The 19,228-nt window shown below is 63.9% G+C and carries 21 protein-coding genes; 10 read left to right on the top strand and 11 right to left on the bottom strand.

Annotated features, from left to right (window positions below; translation table 11 throughout):
* Window positions 1-24 precede the first annotated feature (24 nt).
* From NP945_RS26195 to NP945_RS26165, 7 genes are all read right to left on the bottom strand, one after another.
* A complete protein-coding gene (locus tag NP945_RS26195) occupies window positions 25-822 on the bottom strand; it encodes an MmgE/PrpD family protein (RefSeq protein ID WP_256747963.1) in 798 nt (265 codons plus the stop codon).
* A gap of 25 nt (window positions 823-847) precedes the next feature.
* Window positions 848-1,660 (bottom strand): CoA ester lyase, encoded by an 813-nt coding sequence (locus NP945_RS26190; RefSeq protein WP_256747962.1) that lies wholly within the window; start codon window positions 1,658-1,660, stop codon window positions 848-850.
* Window positions 1,654-2,496: a MaoC family dehydratase N-terminal domain-containing protein gene (locus NP945_RS26185; protein WP_256747961.1), complete on the bottom strand. Its 843-nt coding sequence runs from the start codon at window positions 2,494-2,496 to the stop codon at window positions 1,654-1,656. Before NP945_RS26185 ends, NP945_RS26190 begins: the two co-directional genes overlap by 7 nt.
* Window positions 2,493-3,638 carry a CaiB/BaiF CoA-transferase family protein gene (locus NP945_RS26180; RefSeq protein WP_256747960.1) on the bottom strand — a complete coding sequence of 382 codons (1,146 nt, stop codon included), beginning with the start codon at window positions 3,636-3,638 and terminating at the stop codon, window positions 2,493-2,495. The genes NP945_RS26185 and NP945_RS26180 overlap by 4 nt, the downstream gene beginning before the upstream one ends.
* Window positions 3,631-4,371, bottom strand: a complete 741-nt coding sequence (locus NP945_RS26175; RefSeq protein ID WP_256747959.1) for an NAD(P)H-dependent oxidoreductase — start codon at window positions 4,369-4,371, stop codon at window positions 3,631-3,633. The genes NP945_RS26180 and NP945_RS26175 overlap by 8 nt, the downstream gene beginning before the upstream one ends.
* Before the next feature lie 9 nt (window positions 4,372-4,380).
* Entirely contained in the window at window positions 4,381-5,529 is a 1,149-nt protein-coding gene (locus tag NP945_RS26170) for an acyl-CoA dehydrogenase family protein (protein ID WP_256747958.1), read from the bottom strand.
* A 105-nt stretch (window positions 5,530-5,634) separates the two neighbouring features.
* Window positions 5,635-6,570, bottom strand: coding sequence for a LysR substrate-binding domain-containing protein (locus NP945_RS26165; RefSeq protein ID WP_127267891.1), 936 nt, complete (start codon window positions 6,568-6,570; stop codon window positions 5,635-5,637).
* A gap of 161 nt (window positions 6,571-6,731) precedes the next feature.
* Between NP945_RS26165 and NP945_RS26160 the strand changes: the two genes are divergently transcribed.
* The 5 genes from NP945_RS26160 (at window position 6,732) to NP945_RS26140 (ending at window position 10,652) form a co-directional block, all read left to right on the top strand.
* Window positions 6,732-7,244 carry a thiamine pyrophosphate-binding protein gene (locus NP945_RS26160; RefSeq protein ID WP_164748823.1) on the top strand — a complete coding sequence of 171 codons (513 nt, stop codon included), beginning with the start codon at window positions 6,732-6,734 and terminating at the stop codon, window positions 7,242-7,244.
* Between the two features lie 5 nt (window positions 7,245-7,249).
* Complete coding sequence (locus tag NP945_RS26155) at window positions 7,250-7,837, top strand: thiamine pyrophosphate-dependent enzyme (RefSeq protein ID WP_127269711.1); 588 nt, start codon at window positions 7,250-7,252, stop codon at window positions 7,835-7,837.
* A gap of 8 nt (window positions 7,838-7,845) precedes the next feature.
* A complete protein-coding gene (locus NP945_RS26150; RefSeq protein WP_256747957.1) occupies window positions 7,846-9,324 on the top strand; it encodes an aldehyde dehydrogenase in 1,479 nt (492 codons plus the stop codon).
* 94 nt (window positions 9,325-9,418) lie between these two features.
* Window positions 9,419-10,198, top strand: a complete 780-nt coding sequence (locus tag NP945_RS26145; protein WP_256747956.1) for an SDR family NAD(P)-dependent oxidoreductase — start codon at window positions 9,419-9,421, stop codon at window positions 10,196-10,198.
* Window positions 10,199-10,202: 4 nt separating this feature from the next.
* Window positions 10,203-10,652, top strand: coding sequence for a VOC family protein (locus tag NP945_RS26140; RefSeq protein ID WP_127318271.1), 450 nt, complete (start codon window positions 10,203-10,205; stop codon window positions 10,650-10,652).
* Between the two features lie 46 nt (window positions 10,653-10,698).
* Here NP945_RS26140 and NP945_RS26135 read toward each other — a convergent pair whose 3' ends face one another.
* Window positions 10,699-11,352 carry a GntR family transcriptional regulator gene (locus NP945_RS26135; protein ID WP_023809526.1) on the bottom strand — a complete coding sequence of 218 codons (654 nt, stop codon included), beginning with the start codon at window positions 11,350-11,352 and terminating at the stop codon, window positions 10,699-10,701.
* Window positions 11,353-11,458: 106 nt separating this feature from the next.
* A complete protein-coding gene (locus NP945_RS26130) occupies window positions 11,459-12,637 on the bottom strand; it encodes an FAD-binding oxidoreductase (protein ID WP_256747955.1) in 1,179 nt (392 codons plus the stop codon).
* Window positions 12,638-12,841: 204 nt separating this feature from the next.
* Between NP945_RS26130 and NP945_RS26125 the strand changes: the two genes are divergently transcribed.
* From NP945_RS26125 to NP945_RS26105, 5 genes are read left to right on the top strand one after another with little or no spacing between them, the layout of a single operon-like run.
* Window positions 12,842-14,044: a pyridoxal phosphate-dependent aminotransferase gene (locus NP945_RS26125; protein WP_256747954.1), complete on the top strand. Its 1,203-nt coding sequence runs from the start codon at window positions 12,842-12,844 to the stop codon at window positions 14,042-14,044.
* A gap of 8 nt (window positions 14,045-14,052) precedes the next feature.
* The gene (locus NP945_RS26120) at window positions 14,053-14,508 is read left to right on the top strand and encodes an acetyl-CoA carboxylase biotin carboxyl carrier protein subunit (RefSeq protein WP_127269419.1); all 456 of its coding nucleotides are present in this window, start codon (window positions 14,053-14,055) and stop codon (window positions 14,506-14,508) included.
* Between the two features lie 4 nt (window positions 14,509-14,512).
* Entirely contained in the window at window positions 14,513-15,886 is a 1,374-nt protein-coding gene (gene accC / locus NP945_RS26115; protein WP_256747953.1) for an acetyl-CoA carboxylase biotin carboxylase subunit, read from the top strand.
* The gene (locus NP945_RS26110) at window positions 15,876-16,265 is read left to right on the top strand and encodes a biotin/lipoyl-containing protein (protein WP_256747952.1); all 390 of its coding nucleotides are present in this window, start codon (window positions 15,876-15,878) and stop codon (window positions 16,263-16,265) included. Before accC ends, NP945_RS26110 begins: the two co-directional genes overlap by 11 nt.
* Window positions 16,266-16,301: 36 nt before the next feature.
* Entirely contained in the window at window positions 16,302-17,075 is a 774-nt protein-coding gene (locus NP945_RS26105) for a LamB/YcsF family protein (protein ID WP_127809641.1), read from the top strand.
* Between the two features lie 17 nt (window positions 17,076-17,092).
* Here NP945_RS26105 and NP945_RS26100 read toward each other — a convergent pair whose 3' ends face one another.
* Complete coding sequence (locus NP945_RS26100) at window positions 17,093-18,118, bottom strand: proline racemase family protein (protein WP_127266698.1); 1,026 nt, start codon at window positions 18,116-18,118, stop codon at window positions 17,093-17,095.
* Window positions 18,119-18,160: 42 nt separating this feature from the next.
* On the bottom strand, window positions 18,161-19,192 hold the full coding sequence (locus NP945_RS26095; RefSeq protein ID WP_256747951.1) for an Ldh family oxidoreductase: 1,032 nt from the start codon (window positions 19,190-19,192) through the stop codon (window positions 18,161-18,163).
* Window positions 19,193-19,228: the final 36 nt, after the last annotated feature.

The raw sequence follows: 19,228 nt of genomic DNA, 5'->3' as shown, positions 1-19,228 counted from the left end.
GCATGCCATTTGAACGACGTCTCCTCAGTTGCCCAACGGCTGCCGAGCCGGGTCCGTCAGGCGGGCCGGATCGGCGTCGCTGGACATGCCGGCAGCCATTCCTTGCTGGCCTTCGAGGATCCGCGCGGCGCCCTTGAAGCCATCGCGCGCCAGATAGGCAGCGAACAGACCGTTGGCGGCCGCTCGCGCGGTATGGAGTTGCTTGGAATCGGCAGCGTCACGCAGAAATTCCCAGAGACCTGCCGCCTGCGTACCGGCCGAGCCGACAGCATGGTTGAGCCCGGCTGCGTCCAACCCGATCAATCTGCCGACCGCCGCGGCTGCTGCCACTGCGCCAGCCGTGCCGGTGGTGTGGAATATCTCGTAGTGCGAGCGTCCGAGGAATTCTCCCACGCGGATGCCCACTTCATAGCCGGCGATGCAGGCAGTCAGGACTTCGCGGCCGGTCTTCCCCTCAGCCTCCGCAACCGCCAAAACGGCCGGAAAGATCACCGCCGCCGGGTGAAAGACCGAGCCGTTGTGAACGTCGTCCTGTTCCACGACATGGGAGGCCGCCGCATTGACCATCGCTGCGAAGTAGGGGCTTGTGCGCCGCCGCGTCGGGATGATGGTGCTTGGGCCGTCCGCCGGCCCCATGGCACGCGCAAAGCCGTCGATCATCTCGACCTGGTGCGCGCCCTTGCCGGCCAGCGCCGAGCCGAGCCAGTCGATCATCAGTCCTTGCGCGAAATGAACGACGCGCGGCGGGATCTGTTCGAAGTCGAGTTCGGCGATGAAGGCGCAAAGCCTGGCGGTCGGCCAATCGGCGGTGTCCGTGCTCATCGGTTGCTTCTCCCCTGCATGCCCTTCAGACCAAAGCGGCCCGGCGCAGGACCTGCCTTGCACGTTCGACGACCGGTCGATCCACCATCTCGCCTTTCACCAGGCTGGCTTCGCCTGATGAGGCCGCGCCAATGATGTCGCGTGCCCATGTGATGTCATTATCGCTCGGGCGAAAGCCATTGCGAATCGGCTCGATCTGCCTCGGGTGGATGGCCATCTTGCCGCCAAAACCCATCTTCATGGCGTGGCGGGCGTCATCCTCGGTGATTTCGGGACTGTTCAGGTCGGTCGTTACGCCGTCAATCGGCGCGGCCCGGCCAGCGGCGCGCGAACGCCAGACGATTTCGTTACGAGCCGCAAGCAGGATCAGCCGATCATGCGCGCAACCGAGATCGAGCGAGAAGTCGACCGAGCCGAAGGCGACGGCAACGACGTTGGGCATGGCCAATATGTCCGGCAAGTTGGCGAGACCGACGGCGCTCTCGACCAGCGCGATGACGGAAACGCTGCGTGCCATGTGCCTGGCCATATCGGCAATGTCTTCCGGACGTTCGGCCTTGGGCAGCATGACGGAGACGCCGTCAAGGCGCCGCACGGCAGCGATGTCCGCCTGGTGCCAAAATGTGCCGGCGGCATTGATGCGGACCACGACCGCGGATTTCAGCGCGGCTGCATGAGCAACGACCGCTTCCCGAGCGCGGTCCTTGTCGCCAGGGGCGACAGCATCCTCGAGGTCGAGAATGACCGCGTCCGCGCCGCCGCTGTCGGCCTTGGCAAACCGCTCCGGCCGCGAGCCCGGCACGAACAGCGGTGCGACAGGCGTGACGAAGCTCACCATTGCGCCGTGGCCTTCACCGTCACATGGCCATCGGCCGACCGTGCCTCGAGAGCCATGCCGTCTTGGCCTGGGGATGTTGCGCTCAGAAGCAGACGCTGTGGGCCGCTCGCCGGATGCACGCCCCGGAACGAGAAGCGGCACGGTGACGTGCCGACAATGGCGGTGGCGAAGTTCATCAGCAGCGTCGCCTGCAGCGGGCCATGGATGACGAGCCCAGGATAGTGCTCGACCGTCGTGGCATAGGGCGCGTCGTAGTGGATGCGATGCCCGTTGAACGTCAGCGCGGAATATCGAAAGAGCAGCACGGGATCGATGTCGATCGTGCGCTCGTGCGATGCGGCCAGGGGCGAATTGGCCGGCGGGGCAGGGGACGCAGCAGCGGCTTCGGCGCCGCGATAGACGATGATCTGGTCCTCCTCGATGACCGGACCGGAATCGTTGGCGATGTCGTGCCGGACCGTGACGAAGGTGAGCGGGCCGGTGCGGCCCTGCTTCTCCTCGATGGCGGCCAATGTCGAGCGGCGGCGGATGCGGTCGCCAGAGCGGATCGGCGCCATGAAACGCACGTCGCTGGCAGCCCACATGCGACGCGGAAGCGGCACCGGCGGCAGGAAGCCGCCTTTGGCCGGGTGCCCGTCAGGTCCGAGTTCTCGCATGGCGGCAATGTCGGGCGCCAGGCACCAATGCAGTCCGGGCGCGGCCGCGCCCTCGGCAGTCTGCGCCGCGTGGTCCCCAAGCGTGGCGCCAAAGCTGGCCAGCAGGCGCGGGGTCACAACATCCTCGACCTCGTGCGTGCGTCCAACCCATTCCTGCAGTGTGCTTGTGTCCAGGCTCATGAGGTCCTCGTCAGGCGGCGGAATTCGGACCGGATCCGGTCCGTATCGGCGCCAAGCGCGGGGACGCTTGGAACCGTTGCAAATCCCTCCGGCCGCCCTGCCGGCTTGGGTACTGCGATGCGCTTGCCGTCCGGCAGTGCCACCTCCGTCCGGCGGAGCGCCTTGTGGTGCGGCAGGTCGCGCATTGCACTCACCCGGCCCCAGGCGATCTGCGCCTCGTCGAGACGGCTTATGGCCTCGTCGCAGTCGATTGCCGCGAAGATCGGTTCGATCTCGGCGTCGAGCGCCGTGCGGTTGGCAACCCGCCAGGTATTGGTGGCGAAGCGTTCGTCGGCGAACAGATCCTGCCTTTGCAGCACGAGCGTGCAGAAGCGCTTCCATTCATTGTTCTGCTGGATGGACACGACCACGCTGCCATCCCGACAGGCATAGGGTCGATAGGGGTAGATCGAAGCGTGCGCCAGGCCATATCTCTGGGTCTCGCGGCCCGCATATTCGTAGTGCAGCAGCGGCACGGTCATCCAGTCGGCCATGGCGTCGAACATGGCAACCTCGACAATGCGGCCGCGCCCGGTCTTCTGGCGCGCCAACAAGGCTTCGAGGATCGCTGCATGGGCATTCATGCCGGTGGCGATATCGGCGGCGGAAACCCCGATCTTACTCGGCGTGTCCGCTGTGCCGGTGACGGCGCAGATGCCGCTTTCCGCCTGCACCAGCATGTCGTAGGCGCGCATGGCCGCATAGGGCGTGTCCTGTCCGTAACCGACGATGTTGATGGCGATCAGCCGAGGAAACTCTTTCGCAATTGTATCGGCCGAGAGGCCGAGCCTGTCGATGGCGCCCGGCACGAGATTCTGCACGAGGACGTCGGCGCGCGCGACCATCCGGTGCAGGAGAGCCAGGTCGTGCTCACTCTTCAGGTCGAGCACCGCGCTCTCCTTGCCGCGGTTGAGCCAGACGAAGTAAGCCGACATGCCTTCCACTGCGGAATCGTAATGACGCGCGGTTTCGCCTTCCGGACGCTCGATCTTCACGACGCGTGCGCCGGCATCGGCAAGGCGGACTGTGCAGAGCGGAGCGGCGACGGCCTGCTCGATCGAAACGACAAACAGGCCCTCCAGTGGGCGGGCGCCGTCAGACATTGCGCTGCACTCCCGAGCGCGCCAGCACACCAGGCTTCAGCCGCTCGTTCTTGCCGTAGTCCTCGGCGGCGTGGAAGAACAGATGCGGCGTGCCATCAATGTCCTCGAGCCTCTTGCGGTAGGCGTCCAGATAGGCCTTGCGGCCATCGTCGCCGACGCGGCCCGGCATGTAGGCGACGAAGGGCGGCAGCACGTCGAAGCCGGAATAGCGCAGCAGACCATTGTGGATCGGCCACAGCACGGTGAGGATGTCGCCATCGATGCCGTCGGGCGCGTAGGTGTCGGCCGACGTGCCCGTGGTGGCGGCCACCATGGCGAGCTTTCCCCTGAACATGCCGGTGTCGTATTTGCGGCCCGGCAGATAGGCGAAACCGCGCGCGAAGACGCGATCGGCCCAGCCCTTGAGCATTGCTGGCATTCCGAACCACCAGACCGGGAACTGGAACAGCACGAAGTCCGCCCGCTTCACCTTTTCGATCTCTGCACTGATATCGGCCGACAGTGCGCCGGCCTCGTAGGCGGCGGTCTGTTCGCGCGGCAGGCTGAAGAAGTCCGGATCGTTACGCTCGCCCGATACGTCGCCCGGCCCTGCGACAGGATTGAAGCCCATCGCATAGAGGTCGCTGACGACTACATCGTGGCCTGCGCGGGTCAAGGTTTCCACGGCCAGATCCTTCATGGCGCCGTTGAAGGATTTTGCTTCCGGGTGTGCATAGACGATGAAGACGTTCACGGACGACTCCTAGTAGGAACGCGGCAGTTCAAGCACGTGCTCGGAAAGGTATGACAGGATGAGGTTGGTCGAGATCGGCGCGACCTGATAGAGACGCGTCTCGCGGAACTTGCGCTCGACATCGTACTCTTCCGCGAAACCGAACCCGCCATAAGTCTGGATGCAGACATTGGCGGCTTCGTTCGAAGCGTCGGCCGCCAGCATCTTGGCCATGTTCGCTTCGGATCCGGGGTTCTTGCCGGCCTCGTAGAGGCTCAGCGCCTCGCGCACCATCAATTCGGCCGCGCGCATGTTGGCGTAGGCCCTTGCGATCGGAAACTGGATGCCCTGGTTCTGGCCGATCGCCCGGCCAAACACATGCCTCTCCTTTGCGTAGGTGCTTGCCTTTTCGATGAACCATTTCGCATCGCCGACGCATTCGGCTGATATCAGGATGCGCTCGGCGTTCATGCCCGAGAGGATGTAGCGGAATCCCTTGCCCTCCTCGCCGATCAGGTTTTCGGCCGGCACGCGCAGATCGTCGAAGAAGACTTCGGTGGTGGCATGGTTCATCATGGTGCGGATCGGCCGGATGGTGAGGCCGTTGCCAACGGCTTCGCGCATGTCGACGATGAGGACGGAGAGGCCGTCGGTCTTTTTCATGCCATTCGTGAGCGGCGTGGTCCGCGCCAGCAGCAGCATCAGATCGGAATGCTCGGCACGGCTGGTCCAGATCTTCTGGCCCTTGACCACGAAATGATCGCCATCCAGCCGTGCGGTTGTCTTGAGCGCGCCCGTATCCGTGCCGCTGCTCGGTTCGGTGACGCCGAATGCCTGCAGGCGCAATTCTCCCGCGGCGATCTTCGGCAGGTATCGCTGCTTCTGGGCTTCCGAGCCGTGGCGAAGAAGCGTGCCCATCGTGTACATCTGGGCATGGCAGGCGCCACCATTGCAGCCGGCGCGCTGGATTTCCTCCAGCACGGCAGCGGCGGCCGAAAGCGGCAGGCCCGAGCCACCATATGCCTCCGGGATCAGGATCGAGAGCCAACCGGCCTGCGTCAGCGCTGCGACGAAGTCACCGGGATAGGCCATGTCCCTGTCGAGTGCGCGCCAGTATTCTCCGGGAAAGCGCGTGCACAGCCTGGCGACGGCATCGCGAATGTCGTGATAGGCTTCCATGAGGTTTGTCCGGGTTTTCGTCTTGCTGCGGGCCTCACTATCGCGCTTCCATGCCCTGTCAGCAATGCAGGGCGGACGTGAGCAGATATAACGGAATTCTAATGCTTATGGTGGAGGGCCGAGAAGCTGGCCGACCCAGACGGCCCGCCCGACAAGATCCTTGGCGATGTCCTCGATCGCTTGTCCGGCAAACCGCGCCAGCCGCGAGGCAGGCCGGTCCGCCGGGTAGGCAAGGATCAGGCGGCGCACGGGCACCGGATCGATCAATGGCGCGGCGGTGAGCAGCCCGGCGGTCACGTCGGCATGGATAGGGGCGAGCGGCAGGATCGTCCAGCCATGGCCGTTGCGCACCAGGTCCTTCAGCGCCGAATAGGAGTCCGCTTCGATGCCGACATCGAGCGTGATGCCGGCATCCGTGGCGCAGCGTTCGACGATGATGCGTAACCCGTGCTTGATGCTGGGCAGCAGCAGGCGCTTGCCCGCGAGCGAGGCGAACGACACGGCGCGCACGGTTGAAAATCCCGCATCCGGCGGTCCGATCAGGAACAGGTTTTCCAGGAGCAGCGGGCGCGAGCGCAGCGAACGCGCCATGCGCGGGTCGTAGAGTACCGCGACGTCCACCTCGCCGCGGTGCATCCAGTCCAGCAGATAGCCGGTGTAGGCGCTGACAAGTCTGAGCTTCGCCTTGGGATGGGCCTTGCCGAAGGCGGCCGCCAGCGGCAGCGAAATAATGTCGGCAACGGTGGGCGGCAGGCCGATGGCCACTTCGCCGGTCAGCGGCGCATCGGCGGGCGTGGCCGTGGCGCGGATCTCGTCGATCTCGGCCATCACGCGCATGGCGTGCGCCAGCACCTCCTTGCCCTGCTCAGACAGCACCATGCCGCGTCCATGGCGCAGGAAAAGGGCAAAGCCCAATTCCTCCTCCAGCATGCGCACCTGCCGGCTGAGCGCCGGCTGCGCAATGTGCAGCCGGTCGGCGGCCTTGCTGAGGCTGCCGAGTTCGGCGACATGGATGAGGGTGCGTAGCTGCGATAACTCCATGAGCTATCGAATACCATTATATCTGATCACGAGAAAGAGACGAAGATTGCATCGGTCAAGCGCGCTAGTCTAATGCCAGTCCAATATCTCGGAGATGCAAGGTGACGGCGAGCATACAAGCAAAACCTCCGGAAGCAGCAGCGCTTGCCGCCGCTTCGACCGTGTCTGAAAGGCAGTGGCCGGATCAGGTCTATGAGGTGCTCAAGGCTGCCGGCATCAGCCACATGTCCTATGTGCCGGATGCCGGTCATACCACATTGATCCGCCTTTTCAGTGAGGATCCCGAAGTCGTCACCAATGTGCTGACGACGGAGGAGGAGGGCATCGCCATCGCAGCAGGCTCCTGGCTCGGTGGCAAGCGGAGCGTCGTGCTCATGCAATCCTCCGGTGTCGGCAATTGCATCAACATGCTGTCGCTTCCCGTGCAGGCGCGCTTCCCCTTGCTCGTCCTGGTGACGATGCGGGGCGAATGGGCCGAGTTCAACCCGTGGCAGGTGCCGATGGGGCAGGCGACGGAGGCGTCGCTGAAGGCGATAGGGCTCAGGGTGCTGCGCGCCGAAACCGGTCCCGACCTGGTGGAGACGGTGGCGCAGGCAGCCTTGATGGCCTTCGACGCCGACCAGCAGATTGCCGTGCTGATCGGGCAGCGGCTGCTCGGCAAGAAGAAGTGGTGAGCGACATGAATTTACCGACGATGGACCGCCGGGTTGCGGTGAAGAAGCTGCTTGACGCCCGCGACGGAGCCCTGGTCGTGACCGGTCTCGGCTCGCCGAGCTACGACGTGCATGCTGCCGGTGACCGCAACGACAACTATTATCTGTGGGGCGCCATGGGGGGTGCTGCGCTGATCGGCCTCGGGCTTGCCCAAGCCCAACCCGACAAGCGGGTCATGGTGATCACCGGAGATGGCGAACAGCTCATGGCGTTCGGTTCGCTGGCGACGATCTCGGTGGCGCGGCCGAAAAATCTCGACCTGATCGTGCTCGACAATCAGCATTTCGGCGAGACCGGCATGCAGTCCAGCCATACCGGCAAGGGCATTGGTTTCGACAAGGTCGCGGCCGCTTGCGGTTTTTCGAAGACCGCCGAGCTGCGTACGCTGGAGGAGGTCGACATGCTCTGTGGAGAACTTCGGCGCCCGGCCGACGGTCCGCGCCTTTTCGTGCTGAAAATCACCGCCGAGAACCTGCCGCGCTCGCTGCCGCCGCGCGACGCGGTCGAGGTCAAGAACCGATTTCGCGCCCATCTGGGCTTTGCCACCTGTTGAGGACCGATATGGCGCTGGTCAGTTTCCAGAACACGGTCGGCGGTCGGTTGCAATCGACAGCCGATACATTCGAGAGCCATGATCCGTTCACCGGCAGGCCCTGGGCGCTGATCCCGCGTGGAGGAGTGAGCCAGGTGGACGCCGCCGTGGCGTCCGCGAAGGCAGCATTCCGGTCGAAGGAATGGGCCGGCATCACGCCGACCGCGCGGGGCAAGCTGCTCGTGCGGCTGGCCGATCTGATCGACGAGAACGCAGATCGTATTGCCGCCATCGAGACGCGCGACAATGGTAAGCTGCTCACCGAAATGACGGCACAGCTGCGCTATATCCCGGAATGGTTCCGCTATTTCGGCGGTCTTGCCGACAAGATCGAAGGGTCGGTGCTGCCGATCGACAAGGCTGGCATGTTCGCTTTCACCCGCCACGAGCCGCTGGGTGTCATTGCAGCGATCGTGCCCTGGAATTCGCCGCTTTTACTTCTGACATGGAAGCTCGCGCCGCTGCTGGCGGCAGGCAACACTGTCGTCATCAAACCGTCGGAACACGCCTCGGCCTCGACGTTGGAGTTCGTGAAACTGTTTGCGCGGGCAGGCTTCCCGCCCGGCGTGGTCAACACCGTTACCGGCATGCCGCTTGATGTCGGCGCGCCACTCGTCTCTCATCCCGACGTCGCCAAGATCGCCTTCACCGGTGGTGAGCCTGGCGGGATCGCGGTCTATCGGGCGGCTGCCGAACAGCTAAAGACCGTCACGCTGGAGCTCGGCGGCAAATCGGCCAACATCGTCTTCGACGACGCCGATATCGAGAGCGCGGTCAACGGCGCGATCTCAGGCATCTTCGCGGCCAGCGGCCAGACCTGCATCGCGGGTTCGCGGCTGCTGGTGCATCGCAAAATCCACGACCGGTTCGTGGAAGGCGTCATAACGCTGGCGTCCAGCGCTCGATTGGGCAATCCGGCGCTGCAAGAGACGCAGGTCGGGCCGATCACCACGCAAGCCCAGCGCGAGAAGGTGCTGTCCTATCTCGGCATCGCGCGCCGCGAGGGTGCGCTTTGCGTGCTGGGCGGCGGCAAGCCGGCCTCGGGTGAATTGGCCGAGGGCTGGTTCGTCGAGCCCACCATCTTCACCGGCGTGAACAACACCATGCGGATCGCGCGTGAGGAGGTGTTCGGGCCGATCCTGTCCGTCATCCCCTTTGACGACGAGGACGAGGCCTTCGCCATTGCCAATGACAGCCCCTACGGGCTGGCGGCGGGAATATGGACCAGCGACATGGGCAGGGCGCTGCGCGGCGCGGCCGCGATGGAAGCGGGGATGGTCTGGATCAATTCATACCGTGCCGTCTCCTACATGGCGCCCTTCGGCGGCTACAAGAGGAGCGGTATCGGGCGCGAAAGCGGGCAGGACGCCATCAATTCCTATCTACAGACCAAGACGGTGTGGATAGACACCGCCGGCAAGACCACCAATCCCTTCGTTATCCGCTAGGCTAGGCTTCGGTGGGAGAAACCCCATTCCTAGCCAAGCTCGGCCCATGCTCCCTGAGACGGTGGCCGACTTACAAATGATCGAAGGATTGGACATGAGACAGGCAGGCAAGGTGGCGGTTGTCACAGGCGCGGCGCGCGGCATCGGACGCGCTTGCGCGGAACGCTTTTTGGCCGAAGGCGCGAAGCTCGTGCTCGGCGACATCGATGCCGTGGAGTTAAAAAAATGTGCCGCTGAAATCGGTACCACCGACAGCGTCCTGGCGGTCGTCACGGATGTCAGCAAGAAGGACCAGGTCAATGGGCTGATTGCAGCGGCGGTGGCGAAGTTCGGCCGTGTCGACATCATGGTCAACAATGCCGGCATCGCTCCGGTCCAGGACTTTCTCGACATCACAGAGGCGGACTACGACAGGGTTCTCGCCGTCAATCTCAAGGGTGCGTTCATGGGCACCCAGGCCGCAGCCCGCCAGATGATCGCGCAAGGTGGAGGCGGCGTCATCATCAACATGTCGTCGATCAATTCGGGCCTCGCCAACCCACGTGTCGCCACCTACGCGATCTCCAAGGGCGGCATGAACCAGGTCACCAGCACCGCGGCCGTCGCCTTCGCCCCCCACGGCATCCGCGTGGTCGGTGTCGGGCCGGGCACCATCGCCACGGACATGGTCATGGACGGGACATTCATCGACTCGGAAGAAATGCGACGGGCGGTTCTTTCGCGGACACCGCTCGGGCGCCTCGGCACGGCAGCCGAGATCGCCTCGGTCGTGGCGTTCCTGGCCAGCGACGACGCTTCCTACATCACCGGCGAGACGATCTACCCCGACGGAGGGCGTCGGGTTCTGAACTATACGGTCCCGATCAAGGAGTGAGAAAATGGGTAACTTCGACAAGTTGCATCACATCTGCATCGTCGTGCACGATATCGACAAGGCGCAGGCCTACTATGACTCCATAGGCATCGGGCCATGGGAGTCCTATCCGCCGCTGGCCGAATACGAAGAACTCCAGGTCCCAAGCCCCGAGGGTTTCAAGGCGATGCAATACCGGATTTGCAACTTGCCGAACGTTCAGCTGCAACTGTGCGAGCCGAACGGCGATCCTTCACCGCAGCGGATTCATCTCGATAGCAAGGGTGAAGGCGTCTTCCATATCGGCTTTGAGGTTCGCGATGCGGATGCAGCCGAGGCCAAGGCGCAGGACGACGGGCTTCCCGTGCTGATGCGCGGGCGCCGGGAAAACCGCACCGGCTTCACCTATTACGATACGGCCGACAAGGCGGGCGTGATCCTGCTGACGAGGGCGACCAATCTGCCCGGCAAATGATCTTCGCGCGAAGGATTGGGGCTGGACAAGGAGACGGGGCGACTGATCAACTGCCCCGCAATTCCTCAAGCCGGTCGACCAGGAATTTGCCGCTGGTGATGATATGCATTTCCAAAAGGCCGACGGCGCGCAGCGTATCTTTGGCTTCGCATAGGTCGATGAGCTGCCAGTGGTCGCGGTCGGACTGGGCCTGGATCTCGGTGAGCGTCACCATCATGCGCGTGTAGCGTTCCAGCTGCTGATAGATGCGCCCGACCAGTTCGATCGTCGCCTTGCGGCCGGACGGCGCGTAGAGCGCGGCGTGGAAGTTCCAGTTGAGCTGGTTCGAATACTCGCCGGTCTTGCCCTGCTCCTGGTGCTGCTTTGCACGCTCCCGGGCCAGCGCGAGGTCGGCCTCCGTCATCCTTGGAATGGCGAGGGCCAGTAGCCATGTTTCGATCCGGGCCCGCAATTCGTAGAGCTCGAGGATCTCGTCCAGGGAAATGGAGGTGACGACGGCGCCCTTGTGGGAAACCAGCGTGACGAAGCCTTCCGAATGAAGCTGATGCAGCGCCTCTCGCACCGGAATTCGGCTGACGCCGAACTCGGTGGCCAGATGCTCCTGCCGCAGCTGAAAGTTGGCCTCGTATTCGCCGATCAAGATCTTCTGCCTGATGGCATCGGCGACCTGGGTCGAGATGGTTTTCTTCTGTACGAGCATGAATCAGCCTGAGGCGGCCGCCGTGTTTGTTGACTGGCGCCGTTTTGATTGAAGAAGTGGACGCATAGCACCGTTGTCACTGCGATGCCATGTCGCCCGTTTCGCTTCAGTAGACATGTTCCTCGATAGGTTGATTGCCCGCGATCCGTTCGTAGCGGAAGGCCGACAGGTCGACAGAGCGGTACTCGCCATAGGCAATGAGATCACTGACGCCCGACCCGGTCGCCGCTGCATGCATCATGCCGTGGCCGCTGAAGCCGGTGGCCAGGACAAAGTTCGAAACCTCGGGATGCCGGCCGATGATACCGCTGTGGTCGAAGGTGTTGTATTCGTAGAGCCCCGCCCAGGCGCGCAACATGCGCAATTGCTCAAACCCGGGCACACGATGGGCGAGCGCCGGCCAGATCAACTCGTCGAACAGGTCGTAATCCACATCCAGGCCAAAATCGTCCGGCTCGTTCTCGCGCACCGGCGGAATACCGCACAGGAAGAGCTGGCCTTCCGGCCGCAGCCAGAAGCCGCTCGTGTCGAAGACGAAGGGGCAGTTTTCGATCGTTGCCGGCGTTTCGAAGACGAAGACGCAGCGCTTGCTCGGGACAACCGGCAGTTCGGCGCCGGCCATCCTGGCGATGCCCGCGCTCCACGGTCCGGCCGCGTTGATCACCGTGCCGGCGGCAAGCCGGTCGCCATTGTCGAGCACCACTTCGCCGACCTTTTGGGGAGACGCCATGGTCAGTCCGGTCACCGTCGCGGCAAGATAGTCCACGCCCTGCGTGCGCGCCTTGCGGCGAAAGGCCTGCATCAGGCCGGGGCCGTCGAACCAGCCTTCGCTGCCAAGGCCGAGCGAGCCAAGGGCGAGATCGTCCGTGTTGAGCCACGGGAAGCGTCGTGCCAGATCGACCTGCTCGATCAGTTCGGCGTCGACGCCCATGCCGCGCTGAACGCGGTTCTTGGCACGCTGCGCGTCTGCCCGCTCGGGTGTCGCCAGCACGAGGTAACCGGGCTCATGCAGGCCGATGTCGGCCAACTCGTCGCCGATGGCAAGCCGCGTCTTTACCTGGCGCAGGAAGTCGATGCTGAACTTCGACATGGCGATGTTCGGCGCCGTGCCGAACTGCTGGCGGATGGCGCTGGTCGACAAGGAAGACGAGGAGGCCGTGTAGTAGGGGTCCCGCTCGATGACCGCAATACTGCCATCGAAATCCGGATTGGCTGACAGGAAATAGGCGACCGAGCTGCCGACAACGCCGCCGCCGACGATCACCACATCATAGCTTGTGCCCATTCCGATCGTGTTCCCTATCTCGAATATCATCCGTGGCGACGAAGGATTGGATACTTTCCTCTATCGGCCCACCACTAAAACAAGACATAACCCGGTCTTCGATGCAGAAAAAGGGGTTTGACGCGAAAATCAGAATACATTATCCAATTTCCACCAGATATCACCTGCCCGGCAACGTCGCGGCAGCCATGACGAGGATTTCCCGTGGGCCTCATCGCTCCCCGTCTCGACGTCATCAAGCCAAGCCCCAGCATGGCGGTCACCGCGCGTGCAATCGAAATGCGCTCGGCCGGCATCGACGTCATCAGCCTGAGCGCCGGCGAGCCGGATTTTCCAACGCCTCCGCACATCGTCGAGGCGGCCTACGAGGCGATGCGCAGGGGTGAAACGCGCTATACGGCGGTCGACGGCACCGCCGCGCTGAAGAAGGCGGTGGCTGAGAAATTCCGGCGCGAGAACGGCCTCGACTACAAGCCTTCGCAAATCAGCGTCGCGGGTGGCGCAAAGCAGATCATCTACAACGCCCTGCTGGCAACGCTGGCCCCCGGTGACGAGGTGGTCGTCCCCGCGCCCTATTGGGTTTCCTACACCGACATCGTCCTGCTCGGCGAAGGCAAGCCCGTGGTCGTTCCTTGCACGGAGGCGCAGGGCTTCAAACTGACACCGCAAGCCCTGCGAGCCGCGATCACCGGGCGCACCAAATGGCTGCTGCTCAACACGCCTTCCAATCCGACTGGCGCCGTCTACAGCCCCGACGAACTTGCCGGCCTGGCCGGGGTGTTGCTCGATCACCCGCATGTGCACGTTCTGACCGACGACATCTACGAGCATATCCTGTTCGATGGACGTACCTTCCATACCATCGCCGGCGTCGAGCCGAGGCTGAAGGACCGTACGCTGACAGTGAATGGCGTGTCGAAGGCCTATGCCATGACCGGCTGGCGGATCGGCTATGCCGGCGGGCCGGAACCGCTGATCCGCGCCATGGCCACCGTGCAGAGCCAAAGCACGTCGAACCCGTCATCCATCTCGCAGGCCGCGACCATTGCCGCACTGGAAGGTCCCCAGGACTTTCTTCGCCCTCGGGCGCTCGAATTCCAGGCTCGGCGCGACCGCGCTCTGGAGCTGCTGCGCAAGATTCCCGGCCTTACCTGCCAGACGCCCGAGGGCGCCTTCTATCTCTATCCCAATTGCTCGGCCCTGATCGGCCGTCGTCGCCCCGACGGCACTCCCATCGGCAGCGACGATGATTTCTCGCTTTACCTGCTCGATCAGGCGCGGGTCGCGGTGGTGCAGGGCTCTGCCTACGGGCTGTCGCCGCATTTCCGCATTTCCATAGCCACGTCGATGGATCTGATCGAAAAAGCGATCGGGCGAATCGCCAAGGCTGTCGAAGCGCTGCGATAGGGTCGGCGATGGATCTCGACTTCGTCCAGAAGCTGATCGAATTTGTCTCGCGTTCGCCCATTGCCGAACTGGAGATCGAGCGCAATGGCGTTCGCATCCGCATGTCCAGGCAGATGGCGCCGGCGCAATCCGCGTCGCAAGCGCAATCTGCGTCGCAGTCGGGGCCAGCCGCCGTCCCTGCCGTCTTCACAAATCCGGCTTCGACATCTCCGCCCATCGCACGCTATTCGATCCGCGCGCCGCTGACGGGCGTGTTCTACCGCTCCGGCACCGAAGGTGAACCGCCGCTCGCTTCGGTTGGCGATATGGTCGTGGAAGGGCAGAAGGTTGGTGTCCTCGAAGCCATGAAGACGTTCAATGTCGTGGAATCCGATCGCGCTGGGCGGATCGTCCAGATCGCGTTCGACGACCATGCCGCGGTGCAGTCCGGCGATGTGCTGTTCGTTCTCGAAGATTTGGGCTGAGGCGATGTTCGACACCGTCCTTATCGCCAATCGTGGTGAAATCGCGCTGCGCATCCTGCGCGCCTGCCGCGACCTCGGATTGAAGACGGTGGCGGCGCACTCGGAAGCGGATGCGAGCCTTCGACATGTCGCGCTGGCGGACAGGGCGATCTGCATCGGACCGGCGGCCGCGACGGAGAGCTATCTCAACATCGCCGAGATCATCGCGGCCGCGCAACTTACCGGCGCCGGCGCGATCCATCCGGGCTATGGTTTCCTCTCGGAAAACGCCGCCTTCGCCGAGGCTGTTGAGAATGCCGGTCTCATCTTCATCGGGCCGTCCGCGGCGGCGATCCGCACCATGGGCGACAAGGTCTCCGCCAAGCGCACGATGATCGCCGCCGGCGTTCCCTGCGTTGCAGGGTCGGAGGGTGCGCTGCCGCAGGACGAGCAGGCAGTGCGCGCCATTGCCGAGGCCATCGGCTATCCGGTCATCGTCAAGGCAGCGGGCGGCGGCGGCGGGCGCGGCATGCGCATCGTGCGCGAGCAGCACGCCCTGATGGAAGCCGTTTCAATGGCGGTGAAAGAGGCGGACCGGGCCTTCGGCAACCCGCAAGTCTATCTGGAAAAATTCCTCGAGCATCCGCGCCATATCGAGATCCAGATTCTTGCGGACAAGCATGGTAGGGCGGTCTGGCTCGGCGAGCGGGATTGCTCCATGCAGCGCCGCCACCAGAAGATCATCGAGGAGGCGCCGGCGCCCGGCATCGCCCGCGAGGCGATTGCCGAGATCGGCGAGCTGTGTGCCCACGCATGCCTGACCATCGGCTATACAGGCGCGGGCACCTTCGAATTCCTCTACGAGGACGGGCGCTTCTCTTTCATCGAGATGAACACCCGCGTGCAGGTGGAGCATCCCGTCACGGAACTCGTCACCGGCATCGATATCGTGCGCGAGCAGATCCGCATCGCCCGGGGCGAACCCCTGTCGTTCAGCCAGGAAGACATCCGCATCCAGGGCCACGCCGTCGAGTGCCGCATCAACGCTGAAGATCCATACAGCTTTCGCCCGCATCCGGGCCGGGTCGAGCGCTGGACGCCGCCCGGAGGTCCCGGAATCCGCGTCGAATCGCATCTCTACTCCGGCTACACCGTCCCGCCGCACTACGATTCATTGGTGGCCAAGCTGCTGGCGCATGGCGTGACGCGAGCCGAGGCGATCCGGCGCATGAGCGGCGCGCTGGGCGAGATGGAGGCTGTCGGCATCGCCACCAACGCACCGCTGCACGGCATCCTGATGGACGAGCCCGGTTTCGCCGCCGGAGGCTTCGATATCCATCATCTCGAACGTCTCATTGAAGGCGGTCTGCTCGAAGGACGTGGCGGCGATGACGGTTGAGGAGATCGAAAGGCTGGCCGCCTGGTGCGCTAGCGCCGGCATCGGCGAGATCGAAGTGTCGGAGGCCGGGTTTTCGCTGCGCCTGCACATGCAATCCGTTGTTGCCTCGACACCCCTGGCCGAAGCCCCGAAGGCCGAAACGGCCTTCAAGGGCGTGCGCGCGCCCGGCGTCGGCGTGTTCCGTCTCGATCACCCGACGACCGGTCGCCCGATCGCCGAACCTGGCCAGACGGTTCGCAAGGGCGAGACGGTCGGCGTCCTGCAGGTCGGCCAATGCCTGAAGGCAATCGTTGCGCCGGCAGACGGTGTGCTGGGTGCAGCGCTGATCGAGGACGGAGCGGTCGTCGGCTACGGCACGCCGCTCTACGAGCTGGTGTGAAGCAAGGCGATGGTTCGAACCACTGAGGAAAGCGCCATGGCGGCCCAAGGATTGCAGGTCGATATCAATTCCGACATGGGCGAGGGTTTTGGAGCCTACAGGCTCGGCGACGATGCGGCGATCCTCGACATCGTCAGTTCAGCCAATGTGGCCTGCGGCTTTCATGCCGGCGACCCCGAGATCATGGCGGCCACGTTCTCGATGGCGCGCGACAAGGGCGTCGCCGTTGGCGCGCATCCGAGCTTTGCCGATCTGTGGGGATTTGGACGCCGCATCATCCCGCATTCCATGGATGAGATCGAAAGGCTGGTCGCCTACCAGATCGGCGCGGCGCAGGCGCTTTCCGCCTATGCCGGCCACCCGATCCGCTATGTGAAGGCGCATGGCGCGCTGGGCAACCTTACCCAGACCGACCGTGGCGTTGCCGAAGCGGTGACGCGCGCGGTCAAGGCCGTCGATCCCGGCCTGATCTGCCTGTCCATTGCGCTCGGCTTCCAGGACAGGATCGCGCGCGACGCGGGCCTGACGGTCAGGTCCGAAATCTTTGCCGACCGCGCCTATACGGAGGAAGGCTTTCTTGTCTCGCGCAAGCTGGAAGGCGCTGTCATCCACGACGCCGAGAAGGCGGCAGAACGGGTCGTGCGGATGGTCAAGCAAGGCGCCATCGAGACGCTTTCCGGGCAGATGCTGCAGACGCCGATCGATTCGATCTGCGTCCACAGCGACACGCCGGCAGCCGTCGCCATCGCCGCGCGCGTTCGGCGACGGCTGGAGGCGAGCGGCGTCAGGGTCAGAGCGTTCGCGGCCTGAGCACGGCCGCGTCCGTTTCAGAACCAGACGTCGCTGAGGCGATGCCCGCGTGGATAAGGGTCCGTCGGGTCGAGGCCATATTGGCCGATGCTGGTGATCCAGGCTTGTCCGGCGATGGTGACCACGACAGCGTCGCGATCGCCGAGGCGCGTATTGGCGATCACGCGGGAATCGAAATGGGTCCCGATGATCGATCTGTTACGGAACAGCTCGCCCTTGACGATCTGCCCCTTTGCCGACATCACCGCCAGCCGCCCGGTGGTGCCGGTGCCTGTCGGTGAGCGGTCGAGCCTGCCATGCAGGCATACCGTGCCGTTGACGCTTTCCACGCGCCCGTCGACGCGCTCGATCGGACCTTCGAAAATCACGTTGGACACGTCGCGGATCTTCGGGTTCTCCGGATGCACGACCTTGAGCTGTTCGTTGACCGCCTTCTTGATGCGTTGGCCCATCAGCGACATCTGGTGGGCCTCGTCGGGTGTTATGGAAAAGCCGAGTGCGCGCGCATTGACATGGGCGAAAGTCATGCCGCCATAGGAGGTGTCGACGGTGATCGTGCCGAGCCCTTCCACCTCGACATGCGTGTCGAGGTGGAGTGCAAAAGCCGGTACATTGGTGAACTCCACCTGCTTCACCTTGCCGTTCTCGCAGAGACAGCGCACCTCGATCATGCCGGCCGGCGCTTCCATGCGCAGCAATGTCTCAGGCTCCTTCATCGGCACCATCCCCGTCTCCAGCGCCACTGTGGCGACGCAGATGGTGTTTGAGCCGGACATGGGCGGGTATTCCGTGCTTTCAATTATGACGTAGCCGAGATCCGCCGAGGGATCGCAAGGCGGCAGGATGATGTTGCCGTTGACGTAGGGCGCACCGCGCGGCTCGAACAAGAGCAGCCCACGAATGTCGTCCATATGCGCTTCGAGATACTCCTTCTTTTCGAACATGGTCTTGCCCGGAACGTCCTTGACGCCTCCGGTGATCACGTTGCCGACTTCGCCCTCGGCATGGCAGCCGACGACCGTGAATGTTTTCGTCCAGCGCATTTTTCTCCTCCTGTGATTGGTCTTGGCCCTGGCGATACCGATTCAGACCGCGTCGAGCCCCCGTTCGAGAAAACGATCGAGTTGTTCCATTTCCTGGTGCGAGAGGACGATACCGTCGCGCTCCGACGTCTCGCGGGCTAGGAACCGCCTTTGCGAGGGCAGGCGCGCACCCTGGCCCAAGATCGCCTCGAACAGCGCTTCAGCACGGCCCAGCGGATTGCCGGGCCGGCCGGCGGCGAAGGCTTTCGGCGAGAAAGCGATGACCAACTCTCCGTGCGACGGATAAAGCGTCGTGGTGCCAAGCAGCTCGAGCGCCTCGGGGCTGGTCAGGTCGCCGATCATGATCCCGGCGAGCAGTTCGATCATCGTCGCGATGGCCGAGCCCTTGTGCCCGCCGAAGGGAAGCATGGCGCCCGCCAGGGCAGCTTCGGGGTCCGTCGTTGGCCTGCCGTCAGAATCCATGGCCCAGCCTTCCGGCAGCTTCTTGCCTGCCCGGCGGTGGAGCTCGATCTCGCCGCGCGCGGCAACCGAGGTCGCGAAGTCGAAAACGTAGGGAGGCTGCTCTTCTCGCGGCCAGCCAAAGGCAATAGGATTGGTGCCCAGCAATGGTCCGTTGCCACCGGTCGGAGCGACGGTGGCATAGCTCGGGCACATGGCCAGGCCGGTCAGGCCTGCCTGTGTCAAAGCTTCGACCTCCACCCAAAGGGCGGAAAAATGCACCGCATCGTTGATCGCGAGTGCGGCAATGCCGCACGACCGTGCCCGCTCGATCAGCACCGGCAGACCCAATTCGAAGGCTGGGTTGGCGAAACCATGCTTCGCATCCACTTTGACGAGGGCGGGAGCGTCTTGCGGCAACAACTCGGGCAGCGCGTGCGGTTTTACCTTCCCGGCCTTGATTGTCCGTAGGGCGCCCTCGATCCGGTAGATGCCATGCGACTTGCAGGCATCGCGTTCCGCGGCGACGATGACCCTTGTAATGGCGCTGGCCTGAATGGGGTTCAGTCCGGCCTTGCGGAAAATTGCATCGACGCGCTCATGCAGGGCATCGGTGGTGATCGTGGTGTTGGTCATTTCTGGCCTTCGGGTTTGGCTGCGCGCTAACGCTGC

The organism is Mesorhizobium sp. LMG17149 (assembly GCF_024518695.1).
In the GTDB taxonomy this organism is placed as follows: domain Bacteria; phylum Pseudomonadota; class Alphaproteobacteria; order Rhizobiales; family Rhizobiaceae; genus Mesorhizobium.
Note: the sequence above shows the minus strand (reverse complement) of the source record. Positions and strands in the feature narration are given on the sequence as shown.

Excerpts from the sequence above, each read along its gene's own strand:
- NP945_RS26110 (WP_256747952.1), top strand. The coding sequence starts at position 15,876 with ATGACGGTTGAGGAGATCGAAAGGCTGGCCGCCTGGTGCGCTAGCGCC.
- NP945_RS26180 (WP_256747960.1), bottom strand. The coding sequence starts at position 3,638 with ATGTCTGACGGCGCCCGCCCACTGGAGGGCCTGTTTGTCGTTTCGATC.
- NP945_RS26135 (WP_023809526.1), bottom strand. The coding sequence starts at position 11,352 with ATGCTCGTACAGAAGAAAACCATCTCGACCCAGGTCGCCGATGCCATC.
- NP945_RS26120 (WP_127269419.1), top strand. The coding sequence starts at position 14,053 with ATGGATCTCGACTTCGTCCAGAAGCTGATCGAATTTGTCTCGCGTTCG.
- NP945_RS26150 (WP_256747957.1), top strand. The coding sequence starts at position 7,846 with ATGGCGCTGGTCAGTTTCCAGAACACGGTCGGCGGTCGGTTGCAATCG.
- NP945_RS26165 (WP_127267891.1), bottom strand. The coding sequence starts at position 6,570 with ATGGAGTTATCGCAGCTACGCACCCTCATCCATGTCGCCGAACTCGGC.
- NP945_RS26105 (WP_127809641.1), top strand. The coding sequence starts at position 16,302 with ATGGCGGCCCAAGGATTGCAGGTCGATATCAATTCCGACATGGGCGAG.
- NP945_RS26185 (WP_256747961.1), bottom strand. The coding sequence starts at position 2,496 with ATGAGCCTGGACACAAGCACACTGCAGGAATGGGTTGGACGCACGCAC.
- NP945_RS26140 (WP_127318271.1), top strand. The coding sequence starts at position 10,203 with ATGGGTAACTTCGACAAGTTGCATCACATCTGCATCGTCGTGCACGAT.
- NP945_RS26190 (WP_256747962.1), bottom strand. The coding sequence starts at position 1,660 with ATGGTGAGCTTCGTCACGCCTGTCGCACCGCTGTTCGTGCCGGGCTCG.
- NP945_RS26100 (WP_127266698.1), bottom strand. The coding sequence starts at position 18,118 with ATGCGCTGGACGAAAACATTCACGGTCGTCGGCTGCCATGCCGAGGGC.
- NP945_RS26170 (WP_256747958.1), bottom strand. The coding sequence starts at position 5,529 with ATGGAAGCCTATCACGACATTCGCGATGCCGTCGCCAGGCTGTGCACG.
- NP945_RS26130 (WP_256747955.1), bottom strand. The coding sequence starts at position 12,637 with ATGGGCACAAGCTATGATGTGGTGATCGTCGGCGGCGGCGTTGTCGGC.
- NP945_RS26155 (WP_127269711.1), top strand. The coding sequence starts at position 7,250 with ATGAATTTACCGACGATGGACCGCCGGGTTGCGGTGAAGAAGCTGCTT.
- NP945_RS26095 (WP_256747951.1), bottom strand. The coding sequence starts at position 19,192 with ATGACCAACACCACGATCACCACCGATGCCCTGCATGAGCGCGTCGAT.
- accC (WP_256747953.1), top strand. The coding sequence starts at position 14,513 with ATGTTCGACACCGTCCTTATCGCCAATCGTGGTGAAATCGCGCTGCGC.
- NP945_RS26145 (WP_256747956.1), top strand. The coding sequence starts at position 9,419 with ATGAGACAGGCAGGCAAGGTGGCGGTTGTCACAGGCGCGGCGCGCGGC.
- NP945_RS26195 (WP_256747963.1), bottom strand. The coding sequence starts at position 822 with ATGAGCACGGACACCGCCGATTGGCCGACCGCCAGGCTTTGCGCCTTC.